The 12,811-nt window shown below is 59.6% G+C and carries 11 protein-coding genes and 1 pseudogene; 8 read left to right on the forward strand and 4 right to left on the reverse strand.

The window, feature by feature from the left end:
- Positions 1-524: 524 nt before the first annotated feature.
- Positions 525-773, forward strand: a pseudogene (locus tag OKW39_RS09455) (IS21 family transposase); the annotation flags it as partial.
- Positions 774-970: 197 nt separating this feature from the next.
- Here OKW39_RS09455 and OKW39_RS09460 read toward each other — a convergent pair.
- On the reverse strand, positions 971-1,150 hold the full coding sequence (locus tag OKW39_RS09460) for a hypothetical protein (protein WP_429563513.1): 180 nt from the start codon (positions 1,148-1,150) through the stop codon (positions 971-973).
- 158 nt (positions 1,151-1,308) lie between these two features.
- Positions 1,309-1,548: a hypothetical protein gene (locus tag OKW39_RS09465; protein WP_429562492.1), complete on the reverse strand. Its 240-nt coding sequence runs from the start codon at positions 1,546-1,548 to the stop codon at positions 1,309-1,311.
- On the opposite strand from OKW39_RS09465, the gene OKW39_RS09470 reads away from it, so the two are divergent.
- From OKW39_RS09470 to OKW39_RS09490, 5 genes are all read left to right on the forward strand, one after another.
- Positions 1,442-1,924, forward strand: coding sequence for a LamG domain-containing protein (locus tag OKW39_RS09470; RefSeq protein ID WP_429563477.1), 483 nt, complete (start codon positions 1,442-1,444; stop codon positions 1,922-1,924). The genes OKW39_RS09465 and OKW39_RS09470 overlap by 107 nt on opposite strands.
- A 1,171-nt stretch (positions 1,925-3,095) precedes the next feature.
- On the forward strand, positions 3,096-3,401 hold the full coding sequence (locus OKW39_RS09475; RefSeq protein ID WP_429562493.1) for a DUF4148 domain-containing protein: 306 nt from the start codon (positions 3,096-3,098) through the stop codon (positions 3,399-3,401).
- Positions 3,402-3,803: 402 nt separating this feature from the next.
- Entirely contained in the window at positions 3,804-4,037 is a 234-nt protein-coding gene (locus OKW39_RS09480; protein ID WP_429562494.1) for a DUF4148 domain-containing protein, read from the forward strand.
- A 516-nt stretch (positions 4,038-4,553) separates the two neighbouring features.
- Positions 4,554-5,525 carry a Tim44 domain-containing protein gene (locus tag OKW39_RS09485; RefSeq protein WP_429562495.1) on the forward strand — a complete coding sequence of 324 codons (972 nt, stop codon included), beginning with the start codon at positions 4,554-4,556 and terminating at the stop codon, positions 5,523-5,525.
- 196 nt (positions 5,526-5,721) lie between these two features.
- On the forward strand, positions 5,722-6,714 hold the full coding sequence (locus OKW39_RS09490) for an IS5 family transposase (protein WP_429562496.1): 993 nt from the start codon (positions 5,722-5,724) through the stop codon (positions 6,712-6,714).
- Positions 6,715-7,166: 452 nt separating this feature from the next.
- Here the strand turns inward: OKW39_RS09490 and OKW39_RS09495 are convergent, their stop codons facing one another.
- Complete coding sequence (locus OKW39_RS09495) at positions 7,167-7,541, reverse strand: hypothetical protein (protein WP_429562497.1); 375 nt, start codon at positions 7,539-7,541, stop codon at positions 7,167-7,169.
- A gap of 496 nt (positions 7,542-8,037) precedes the next feature.
- Between OKW39_RS09495 and OKW39_RS09500 the strand changes: the two genes are divergently transcribed.
- Complete coding sequence (locus OKW39_RS09500; RefSeq protein ID WP_429562498.1) at positions 8,038-8,928, forward strand: serine hydrolase domain-containing protein; 891 nt, start codon at positions 8,038-8,040, stop codon at positions 8,926-8,928.
- 118 nt (positions 8,929-9,046) lie between these two features.
- On the forward strand, positions 9,047-9,451 hold the full coding sequence (locus tag OKW39_RS09505; RefSeq protein WP_429562499.1) for a hypothetical protein: 405 nt from the start codon (positions 9,047-9,049) through the stop codon (positions 9,449-9,451).
- Positions 9,452-10,553: 1,102 nt separating this feature from the next.
- Here the strand turns inward: OKW39_RS09505 and OKW39_RS09510 are convergent.
- A complete protein-coding gene (locus OKW39_RS09510; RefSeq protein ID WP_429562500.1) occupies positions 10,554-12,236 on the reverse strand; it encodes a long-chain-fatty-acid--CoA ligase in 1,683 nt (560 codons plus the stop codon).
- Positions 12,237-12,811: the final 575 nt, after the last annotated feature.

Genomic DNA, 12,811 nt, shown 5'->3' on the forward strand with positions numbered 1-12,811 from the left:
GACGGCCAGCAGAGAGCTGGCGTGGCTAGGTCAGCTTTCAGCGCTCCCGCCAGAAGCACCCCGCTTTGCAAAGCGTGCCATTGCAGCGCGAGGCCACCGTTGAGGTTTTTTCTGATTTCGCAGCGCTTGACCAGTCGTCGCAGCTCTGGCATGTTTCGATTCCCCATAACGTGATGCTAGGGGATGCAATGCGAGGCCGATGCAATATCGGCGAAGCAGGTGACATCGGCCCAACAGTTTTCGAGCGCGTGAAAGGTTGGCACACGCTCCCGAGGGGCAGTGCCACCCGGTAGCAATCGGTTCGACCGTCGCGCGGACCGAGCAGCGACGGGCCATCACCGGAAACTCGATCCATATGCGTATTTCGGACGAACGTGACCGGCCGTTTCGGGATGGTGACCGGCGATTCCGGCAACGTGACCGACAATTTCGGGAACGTGACCGGCCGGACCGGAAGACAGGATCGGCGTTGCGCATGACATCAACCACGCGGGCTATGCTCGCCGGCTTTGGCCGGAGAGACCATGCCCGCGCACCGGATGAACATGCGCATGATCAAGGACGTTTTACGACTTAAATTCGACGGCGGCTTCTCGCACGATCGGATCGCCGCGTCGCTGGGCATTTCCAAGGGCGTGGTCACGAAGTACCTCGGACTGGCCGGCGCCGCCGGGCTCGACTGGGCGAGCGCCTGCGATATGGACGAAGGCGAGCTCGAGAGGCGGCTGCTCGGCAAACCTACGGGGCCACCTATTACAGCGGACTGCGATCACCGGCACGGCACACCTCCATGGCTCGGGTTCCGGGCGAGCAGTAAGCCCGCGCAGGCTTCAACGAATGACTCCCATTCAAGAAGTTTCTGGTGGAATTGCTTCCCCGTAACTGCGCAAGCCAACGGTGCGCGAAGCCCTTCCGGCATAGCCCAACTCGCGCCGCGCGGTAGCATCATTGACGCTGAACTCCCGACCGATCAGAGGTCGACGCTGACCTCGTTGCCGTCCCCGAAAACCGAGCCGAAGCCGCCCCGGAACGACAGCGACACGCGCTCATGCCAGCCGGAATCGTGGTCGTCCGGCGTCATGCGCTTTTGGCACCGGTCGCAGGTACAGGCGGCAACTTCCTGAACAACCTTGTCCTGATATTCAAGCATCGTGCTCTCTTCAGTGAGAAGGAATGGCCGCTGGCAAGCCTGTCAGCGGCGGCACGTAGCGGACCGGCTCCGGGCGCAAACCGCTCGCCGCGGTCACGGCTGACTTGTGCCAGCAGCATCCGACTACCGGACGGCGTGAGACCCGAACGTGCCAGCGACTACACCCCGAGGATCCGGCCGACGGTCTCGTGGAACTCGCCGGTCGCGTTTTCAATCGCATCGTCGGCCTCGTCGTCGAGGTTGTCGACGTTCTCATCCAGCACCGCCTGCAGCGTCAGGTACGCGGCAATGATGCCAGACGACGTCGTCGCCGACGTGTCGGACTTCTCGGCTGCGGTTTGGGTCAACTGGAACGGCGGTGCATCCTGCCAGCGCGTATTCGATTTCGGGTCCGGCACCGGACGCTACATGTTCTTATCGCCGAAGGCAGGCGGTGTCAATGTCATGCGCTTTGCGATCACGACAAACGGCTATCACGGCGAATACCACCTCGACGGAACCGCGGCATTGCCGACAGGCCAATGGACACACGTGGCCGTGACACTCTCGGGCTCAACGCTGACACTCTACGTCAACGGTGCTGCCGTGAAGAGTCTGAGCAACGTCCCATTCGCGCCGTGGCGCATTGGTCCAACCACGCAGAACTGGGTCGGGCGTTCTCAGTTCCAGGCGGACCCGTACTTCAACGGCTTGGTCGACGAGTTCCGCATCTATCGCGGCGCGCTGTCCGCCAGTCAGATCGCTGCACTGGCGCAGGGCTCACTATCCGTCTGAGCGATCGTCCTGTGCCCTGGCCAGCGATTGGTCTCGCAACGACATGCCTTCCTTCACCGTCAGCTCGCGTCCGCAGCGCGAAATACCGATGTGGTCGAACAGCTTGTGCGTGTCAGTTCATGCAGGGGTGTAACCGGCGGCTGTGGGGTTCCGGCAAGGTGCGCTGTCGCGGCCTCGCGAAGAACGCCACGCGCGCCTTCACCGCACTGGCGTCAGGGCGCGGCTCAGAAACCGCCCAATTCGGTAACATGGACGAGCTGGGCCGCGCCGCTCATGAGGGCGGCGTTTTTGTAAGGGGTACGAAACCGGTCGAAGGATTCGACCGCGGGCGGTCAGCCCTGGCGAGCTTGCAGTTCGCCGAGCCCGAGCAGGGTGAGCCAGTGCGGGTGTGGCTCACCGGTCATCAGCTCGCGCGGGCTCCTGCCTTTGCGCTCGGGTCGGGGTGCCGTCAAGATTCGGACGTTGACGTGCGTTAGCGGCGGGATTGTCAGGTTCAAGTCTGGACTTTTGAGGAGAAGCCGTCAGGTATTGTCGGAAGCACGACCTACGCTCGTTTGACATAACACCTGTCTCCTACACCCGTTGCTGCATGCCCGCCGGGTGCGCGTGACGGGCTGCCGGACGGAGAAGGTTCGGTTTTTACGAACCTGATGCATCTGTTTATCTGCTTTTTATGAATAGCTTCTGCCCGTACGATTGATTCATGGTTACCGAGGAGGTGTCTCATGCAGGTCCCTCCTCAAGCCGGCGACATCGGAGCTGTCCGCTTGCGTATCAGCCGAATGTCCGGGCGGTTCACACCGCCCGGTCCCCGAGACCCCCGACGAACCGCATCGTCGCGGCTTGATCGTCTGCAGCCGGGCCGGCACCTGGCCGCGCAGACCGGTCTTCCATCACCCTTCCAGGACTGGCGACAGTTTCATTGCATTTGACGCCGGAGCGAATTCGTCATTCGCTCCGGCGTCTTGTCGTTTGTCATTGCTTTGCACCAACGGGACCCCAGTGACGTTGCAGGCGCGACAAGTATCTGTTGGGCGAAAGGTTATTGTAATGCAGCGTTAAACCGATAAACTGGCTTCAACGACTTAGCACACAGGCCTCCGCCCCCGGCGGTCGTTGTTTCGCTAACCCACTATTTCTGTTTCTGACTTTTTAAATTGGAGAATTAATCATGGCTAAAACATTCATTCCGGTTATCGCACTCGTTTCGGTCCTCGCGCTGCCCACGATGGCGTTCGCAAATACCAACGGTCCCCTCACCCGTGAGCAGGTGCGCGCGGAACTGGTCCAGTTGCACGAAGCCGGCTACAACCGCAACCACAGTGACGCGCAGTACCCCACGCACCTTCAGGGCGCGCTGAAAAGCGTGGCGGCTCAGCAGCAGGTAATCAGTGGCTACGGTGGCGTCGTGAAGTCGGGCGCCTCCGGCGCACCGACCCAGGTGGCCTCGGATCATTCGATCTACAAAGGAAGTTGATAAGCCCTGAGCCCAGTGGCCGGGCGGTTTGAACCGCTTGGGCCGGTGACACACGGCGAGCGGCATCGTCGCCGCTTGATCCTCTGCAGCCGGGCCTGCACTTAGCCGCGCAGACCGGCATTCCATCCTCTTCCAGTATCAGCGACAGTTTCATTGCATTTTTGCGCCGGCGCGAATTCGTTTCGCTCCGGCGTTTCGTCGTTTGTAATTGCTTTGCGCGGCACCAGGCGCCCGGTGACGTTGCAGACGCGGAAAGTATGTGTTGGGTGCAAGTGATTGTAATGGTGCGTTAAACCGATAAACTGGCTTCAACGACTAAGCACACAGGCTTCCGCCCCCGGCGGTCGTTGTTTCGCTAATCCAGTATTTTCTGTTTCTGACATTTAAATTGGACAACTAACCATGGCTAAAATATTAATTCCGGTTATCGCACTCGTTTCGGTCCTCGCTCTGCCCACGATTGCATCCGCTAACAGCAACGGCCCCCTCACCCGTGAGCAAGTGCGCGCGGAGCTGGCCCAGCTGCGGCAAGCGGGCTACGACCGCAACCACGGTGACGCGCACTACCCCACGCACCTCCAGGGCGCGCTGAAAAGCGTGGCCGCTCAGCAGGCACTCAGTGGCCACGGTGGGTGAAATCGGGCTCGGCCGCTTCCGGCGCACCGACCCAGGTGGCCTCGGAGCATTCGATCTACGAAGGAGGTTGATGAGCCCTGAGCCCATTGTGGCGTCAGGCGAAAGGAAGGAGAAATCGATGGCTAGTGCGGGAATGTCGCTGCGCTTGATGGTCGAGCACTGGCTCGCCCCGGACCCCTCGACGACGGTTCGAGTCACCAAGTTCAGAAATAGACGGTCCAAACACGAATGCTACGTATGCGTTGAGACATTCAGAGGGGCATGTCCGGTGTGCAATGTTCTTTTTTCGTCACCAAGACGGCACATGGCGCATATTCCCGCCCAGTCGAGAACGGCCGGCGATGCGCGCCACTTAAAACTCGCCATATTAGCGTTTCATTGCATTTTTGCGCCGGGCCGAATTCGTTTCACTCCGGCGTTTTGTCGTTTGTAATTGCTTTGCGCCCACTGGGGTGCGATGGAAAGACGCGTTCGGGCGACCTTCGCGAGTTTCTGTCCTACACGAAAGAGATTCTTATGTATTCCCAAACAATCAATCAACTGCGACGCCTTGCGAGTGCCGTGACGCGCGGTACAGCTGTACTGGCCATGGCGCTATTGCTCGTCGCGGGCACTGTCGCATCTAACGACGCCGAAGCAAAGCGTATTGGCGGTGGTAGTAGTGTCGGCCGCCAGTCGCAGGCGGCGTCGCCGTCCGGACAAAGCCAACGGAGCCAGCCAGCTCAACCGGCGCAGCAGGCCGCGCCGGCGGCCGCTGCCGCCAAGCCAGCCAACCGCTGGATGGGCCCGCTCGCCGGCCTGGCCGCAGGACTTGGCATTGCCGCGCTGATGTCGTCGTTGGGGCTGGGTGAAGGGCTGGCCCAGATGCTGTCAAGCGTAGTGGTGATCGGCCTCGTGATTGTCGCCGGCATCATGCTGTTCCGCTTCATTGCCAACCGGCGCCGTCCAGATCTCGCTTATGGGCACGACGCGGCGAACGGGCAGCGCATGAACGGCTCCTTGCTCATGAATCAGAGCGGGCAGGCGGCGCCTGAGACCAAGATTGCTGACTGGGCGCACACAGCGATGAATCCCGCCGCACCTGCACAAACAACGACAGTGCCGGGGCTGCCTGTCGGGCTCGATCAGGCGATCTTGCTGGCATCGGCTAGGACCTTGTTCCTGCGTCTGCAACGCGCGTGGGACCAGAATCAGCAAGTCGACCTTTTCGAGCTGACCACGCCGGAGATGTTCGCAGTGATCAAGCGGGACCTGGAAGATCGGGGCAACCAGCCGAGCTATACGGAAATCACCCAGCTGGACGTGGAATTGTTGAGCACGGAACACAATGGCAACGAAATGCTGGTCAGCCTTCGCTTTCACGGCCAGATGCGGGAAGACGAGGACGCGCAGACGGCGCAACCGTTCGAGGAGGTTTGGAACCTCGTGGGCCACGGGCAGGGCGACCCGGCCTGGCGACTGGCGGGGATACAGCAGATTGGCCGTTAGCATCGAGCGCAGTCCGGACCGGCAGCGGCTCGCTGCCGGTTAAGGTGAAATTCCCGTGGACTAAACGGCATTCTGCGCAGCTTCTTGAGCGATTTGGTTGAGTCCTTAGGGAAACGCTGATTAATGGAGCTCGGCGGTCATCGCTCACGTAGCCGAAGACGTTATAGAAGGCAGCTCACAGAACGGACTCACGAGGATGAAGAGGCAGATCGGCTTCGCGGAAGCGGAAATTGCAGGCAAGAAGCGCGTGACGAGGCGCCAACGCTTCCTGGCGGAGATGGAGCAGATTGTGCCGTGGCAGCGTTTGCTGTCTGCAATCGAACCGCATTACCCGAAGGGCACGCGAGGCCGTCCGCCGATTGGCTTGGAGCGAATGCTGCGGATCTATTTCCTGCAACAGTGGTACGGGCTGTCGGACGAAGGGCTGGAAGACGCGCTGTATGACAGCATTGCGCTGCGCGCCTTCGCCGGCATCGATCTGGCAGTCGAGAACGTTCCGGATGCGACCACGCTGCTGAAATTCCGGCGCCTGTTGATCGAGCACGAACTGACACGGAAGCTGTTCGACGAGATCGGTATCTCGCTGTGTGAGCGTGGACTGATGATGAAGGAAGGCACGCTGGTTGATGCGACGATCATCGAAGCGCCACCGTCGACCAAGAACGCCGGGAAGAGCCGTGACCCGGAGATGCATCAAACGAAGAAGGGAAACGAATGGCACTTTGGGATGAAAGCCCACGTTGGCGTGGACGCCGATTCGGGCTTGGTCCACAGTGTGGTTGGCACGGCGGCCAACGTGTCGGATGTGTCGCAAGCCCATTTGCTGCTGCACGGCCATGAAGAGGAAGTGTTCGCCGACGCAGGCTACATTGGTGTAGACAAGCGTGATGAAATGAAAGGCAAGGCAGTAAATTGGCACGTCGCTGCCAAGCGCGGAAAGATCAAGGCGATGCAGGACGGGCCGCTGAAGTACCTGGTGACTGCGCTTGAGCGAACCAAGGCGCAAATCCGTTCGCGCGTTGAGCATCCGTTCCATATCGTCAAGAACCTGTTTCACCATCGCAAAACCCGATACAAGGGCTTGGCCAAGAACACGGCGCAACCGTTCAGCTTGTTCGCTCTGGCGAATCTGGTGACTGCGCGAAATCTGTTGCGATCGGTTCATGGGAGCAATCCGTCATGCGTATGAAAAATGAGAGAAGAGGGGCTCGTTTGCGAGCCAAATTCACCGAAATGAGCGTCGATTCGATTCGTTATCCAGAAAATTTGACGCGTCTTGATCTGCAAGCCGATCCGACAGTTCATTAATCAGCGTTTCCTTAGCGGGATTTCCAGTCGGTTGACATAAAAGGTGATCTCGTACACCCGTCTCGGGCGGCGAAAATCGACCCGAACCGGCCGGTGAATCCCCCTCCACTTCAATGGCAGCTTCCAAGGTCCAACGGTCATCCGCGCCTTCTCGACGGCCGGCAAGTCCTCAAGCCATAGTTGCCGTTTGCGCGGCTGCAAGTCTGGGCCTGCGCGAAAGTCCGCTATCCGGATAATCGAACGGCGTGCGTGGACACGTCCGGTGATGAGGTGCTAAATGCTTGCCGTAGCGGCCACGCGGCCGTGACAACGCCCCCCACCCGGCGGTTGCCATCAGATGCACTGCATGTACGATCTCGGCAACGGAGAAGTCGCGTGCGTCGGCCGCAAAGTCGTTGCAGCGTGGGCGAAGGCGGCGATCGCAAGTGTGACTATGACCGGGACCCTGTCTGTCGTTCTTGCGGTCAACCGCTGCGCGACGATCAGCGCGAGCACGCCTGCCACCGTCCCGATCGCCCACAGCAGGCCGTAATGCGAACGAGCGACTACAAGTGGGATCGCAGACCAGGCCTCTGTGAGCGGCGTGCCGGACATCGAGCTCGCTTGAAGTGGTAAGACGAACAACCGCGCTGCCAGCCAGACGAGCGGCGCTTTGCCGCTGCGCGCCTCTAACGCGAGGTCAATCTCGGCTTTCGACGAGCGGTCCAATGATCTAAACTTTCCAAGCGCCTTCTCTCTTTTCTCGCCGCGTTGTCCATATCAGGCGCATCCGCGCTTGTCGTGCCTTGTGCACCAGACAAGCGATAATCCGTCAGGGACGGAGAGGCTCATGGAAAAGTCTCATGAAGAGCGGGAGGGTTGCAATTGCGCTCTTCGTTGCTTTGATCGCGTGCGCGCAGCCTGCACATTCGGGACCAGGCCCGGATGGCGACGTGCACCTGGCGCGCAGCGGGCAGCAATGATCAGCCTGTTGGCGCAGCGCCCTGGCAATCTTATCCTTGCCGCTACTTGCTTGCTCGGCCTAGGGACCGCGGAAAACGCGTGTGCTGACGATCAGACCCTCGGAGGTCCTAGATCCGTACTATCACAGTCGGAGCCGACAGCGCGCGCAGCTCTCGAAAGCGAGCTTTCAAAGATTCGCGCCGAATACCATCTTGGCAAGGTCTGGTTGGTTGTACAGTCCCCTATAGGGGGGAACCTTGAGGTGGACCTCGACGGCGCTACGCCAGCAGACCACGTCATGATCGGGAGTCTGACGAAGTTGGTGACTGGTCTTGCTGTGGGCAAGCTGATCCAGGATGGCAAATTGACGCTTCAGACGAGGCTCGGCGATGTCCTGACGTCTTATTTTGTCGCACACGGCAAACCGCTCGATCCGTCGTTGCGCGATATCACGATAGAAAGGCTTCTGACTCACACGGCGGGCCTTCGAACCAATTACACCTCGGATCCCGTGCGTGGGATCAAGAACTCTGACGTCTTCAGTAGACTCGGCCCTGACAGTACCGCGTTTGATTACCTAATCGAAGCTCGGGCGGATGTCTCAAACGGCGAGACAAGGCATGTGTACTCCAATATCTCGTACCTGCTGCTGGGGCTGGTCGTCGAAGCGGTCTCGGGAGAGTCCTATGAGGGGTTTTGCAAACAGCATGTCTTTGCAGCGCTAGGGATTGCGGACGCAGTAATACCTGGTCCGTACCAAGTCGTGGCACCTTTCGCCGGCTGGCGAATGGCCCCAGGGGAACTGTCAAGGTTGCTGGGCGCGTTCGACGTCAATCGCCCGTCCCTTCTTACACGCGACACTTTGCGACGCATTCTGCTCACTGACCTTGGCCCTCCACTAGGGCGCGACGGAAATGTGCACTACACAATCGGCGTCTACGTGAAGAAAAGCAGCGATGGTACCGCTTACCTCCTGTCGCACAACGGTATCGCCGATTTCTTCAAGGACGAACCAACCTATTTCTCGTTTGTGGAAGCACGCTTTCCCGGTACGAAATGGTCATTCTTCACGTCGCCGTCTCCCGTCGCTGACGACAGGCAAAAGCTCGTCACAGATATCCGCCATGCAGTTGCCGAAGTTTCGACAAAGTAGCTGGGGTTTGCTTGCTGCCCTGTTCCGTGCCATCCGAAGATGTTTTACGGTGGCATTCGTGACAGCTTGCCTCTGCTCGACACTCGTGTATGCAGGCAGCCCCGTCGATGTAAACTCAATGCCCGACGTCAATGGCGCAGTCGTACAGGTCGTCTTGGACGCGCTGTATACTTCAACGGTAGATTTGCTTCTGCCGGAAAAAGAGGGAGTCCTAGGCGTCGTCTTCGGCGTCTACGACGTCAATGTCGCTATAGCGAATCTCGTCCAATCGCCATCAGCGTTGACAGTCAACACCGTCATAATGGTGAACACGGAAATGGTTCTGGGGATTCTCGGGGCCGGTATCACCATGGGCATTTCTGCTCCACTCTGGGGCAGTGTGGGAATCGGGATAGGTATGGGTCTGGCAGCTCATTACGCAGCTGCTGCACTAACGGCTGCGTTGACTGGTGCCTCCATGGGTTCGGACGTCAGCGATTCTGGGAATTCCGACGCCGCCGGTTCTGGGCTGGGGCCTCCATGACTTCTGACGTCAGCGATTCTGGGAATTCGCACGCCGCGGGTTCTCGGGATTAGCAAGGGGGTGTAGATGCGTTATGCCAATTTTTGGGCGGGGATCGGGGAAAAACCTCGCGTGGCTTGCAGAGCCATACGCCTGATGGCCTGCACGCTCTTGTTCCTGCTCGCGCATACGCCAGTTTTGAACGCCCAGGAAAACGACCATTCAGGGTACGGCGCAGCCCCGCAGTCAACCACTGACTGGAATCAGCGGGTCAGCGGGGCCACTGTCAAACAGGACGATCCGCTCGTGCTTGTGATTCATTCCGCCCGGGACTGTACATGGTGTGCGAGGTGGATGGGATTCTTGGGTGGCAAGCACGACTTCGAGTCATGGGCACAAGGGCGCAGTAATGTAGGTCTGCTCGTTGTGGAGCGCGACGCGATTGCAGGCGTAGAAACGTCGGCGAACTATCCCCCAGAAGCTCAATGGATGTTTGAATGGGCCCGGCATATCGGAAACTTGAAACCGCGCACGCCAACGTTCGAGATCTACGTCGGCCGCACGGTCGTCTGGCGGTCAGCTGGCTACTATTCGTGGGCCCGCTCTGTCTTCCCGGCACTCAAGGAGCTGGAGGGCCGGCGAGCAGCCGCCGATGAGTCAAGCCCCCCAGGACAGACCCTCTCTCCCCCTAGGGAATAGCAAGTTTCGCCGCGGCCGATCCGGGGTCCTCCGTTCTCTCGGACAAGTCGAACCAGAGGATTTGCGGGAAGCGTATCCGGGCAACGAACGGCTGCTATCTGCTGTGGAACGGCCGCCTGAGCGTCTGCGGGCGCACGTCGGCGAATGGCAGGAATTGGCCGGCTGCCGCCCGACGCGGTCGGCCGAACCCGACCCACACCGGCCCTTCGACACGCCGCAACCTAAACGGCAGCTTCCAAGGGTACAACGGCCATTCGCTTAGTCGCGTTAGACGGCGAATGAAAGGGCATTCGGGTCATTCATCTACCCGTGAAGCTTGCCCATTGCGTATGGCCGGTCTTGAGAACGGCAAATGTGCCGAGCAGGTGACTGCAAATCTATGCAAATGCTGCAAGGCAGCTGCTTAATCCAGCCCCATGCACAGTTACGGCCGTAGGCACTCATTCTCCCGCTCCTGCAGCAGCCGCCATTGAACCTTCCCGCTGCCCGTCCGGGGCAGCCTAGGGAGGAATTCGACGATCTGGGGAACCTTGTACGACGCCATATGATCGTGTGCCCATGCAATGATTTGCTGTTCTGAAACCTCGGCGCCGGCGCGCAGGACCACGAATGCCTTCACGGCTTCACCCCTGCGCGAATCGCGTGCTGCGACGACGCACGCCTCCTGAATCGCAGGGTGTTCAAAAAGCAAAGTCTCGACTTCGGCCGGCCATACCTTATAACCGGATGCGTTAATCATTCGCTTCAACCGGTCGATGAAAAAGAAAAATCCGTCCTCGTCGACATAGCCTAGGTCGCCAGTGCGCAGATAACGTATCCCGGAAACCTCGACGAAGGCATCGCGCGTGGCGTCAGGGCGTCCCCAGTATCCTTCGAACACTTGCGGGCCACTGACCAGAATTTCTCCCGTTAAACGCGTATCGAGAACCTCGAAGGTTGTGGGGTCAACCACAATCGATTCTGTGTCCTGAATCGGTATACCCAAACACTGCTGCTTGCAGCGCTGCGGAGGGTTGAGATGGGTCGCCCCGATGGTCTCGGACAACCCGTAGCCCTCCAGGTAGGGAGCGGCCAAACGTGCTGCCATGCGCTGCGCCAGTGCCCTCGGCATCGCAGCGCCACCGCCACCCACGATCTCGATGGAGCTCAGGTCGAAACGGTCGAGATCGGGCACGCTCATGAAGTCAATCATCATCGTCGAGATTGCACTCCAGTACCCTACGCGATAGCGCTCGATCAGTTGCGCGGCACAGTGACTGTCCCAACGCGTCATTACGACCATGGTCGCCCCGACGAAGATGGCCACATTCATCGTGTGTTGCATCCCGGTGACATGAAACATCGGCATCGAGCATAAGATGACCGAATCCGACGACAAATGACACCACTGCACTGAGGCGGCAACTACATGATTTGCGCCTCGATGCGTATGCATACATCCTTTCGGGGCACCGGTGGTGCCCGACGTGTAAGGAATCACCGCGAGGTCCTCGGGCGATGAGACGTACGGCGACGGCTGCTGAGCGGCCGCAAGTGCGGCACGCCAGCGCACGGCTTTCGGTGCGATAGCTGCGGAGAACTCGGGGTGGACATCGAGATCGGGGGCGGCCTCAGTAATCACGGGCGGAAGCGGCAGGTCGGTGGTCTCACCAAGATAGTCCGCATAGCGCGCCACGATCGCACGCCCAAGCGCATCGCCGAGAAGCGGTCGGGCATTGTCGTAGAGTTCCTCACCCAGCAGTGCGACCTTGGCACCGCAGTCCTCAATAATGTGCCGAAGTTCGGCAGCAATGCTCATCGGATTCACCGGCACAACCACTCCATTGGCTCGCAAGATTGCGTAGTACCCGATGACGTATTGCGGGCTGTTCTGCATATAGAGCGCGACGCGATCACCACGGGCGACGCCGCACTGATGCTGCAGGAAGCCGGCGAGCGCCTCCACTTCTTGCCGCAACTGCGCGTAACTCATCGCACAGCCGTAGTAGTGAAGTGCCGTCTTACCGGGATCGCGGGCGGCAGAGGCTTCGAGGTTGTCGTACAGCGAAGTCTGCGGCGATGACAGGTGATGCGGAAGACCGTCGGGCCAATATGGCGAATATTTCACGTTTCCCTCCTTTGAAAGGCCACTCCGATTGCTCTCAACGTTGATGCCGTGGAATCGGTCCGTGTGCCGTGGTATCGGGTAAGTGCGGCAGATAGAAGCACCGGCGTTATAGAGCTTCTTCAGTGCGCTTCAACCCGATCCTAGGCCCGGTGCGCCGGTGATCAGGCGACACAGCGTCGGCGGCTGTCATTGCGAGTGCTTTTACTGGAGGAGGACGCATCGTGAGAAGCGGCGCTGCGACGACGCTCCGGGGATGTCAGTAGCTGTGCATGGTGCCTTTACGATGCAGTAGCGATGCGGAGCCGTTGGGAGCGTGGGATATCGGTCGCCTGTCGATTTGCGCGCTTTCCTCCAGAGAGTTATAGACCCCGGCTGTGTCGCGCGATACCGTAAGTTGTTCTCTGCTCTGCGATCGTGCATTGCACGCATGCCAAAGCTGTGGCGAGACGTCCAAAAGGTGACAGTATCAGCAGGAAACGCCAATGAGCAATGCAATCATCATACAAAAACAGTGCAGGTCACAGTGCAGGTATATTTGTGCTGATCAGCTCGGCGCAAAAGAGGGGAATAGCAGC

The organism is Paraburkholderia sp. MM6662-R1, assembly GCF_050436245.1.
Classification (GTDB): Bacteria; Pseudomonadota; Gammaproteobacteria; order Burkholderiales; family Burkholderiaceae; genus Paraburkholderia; species Paraburkholderia tuberum.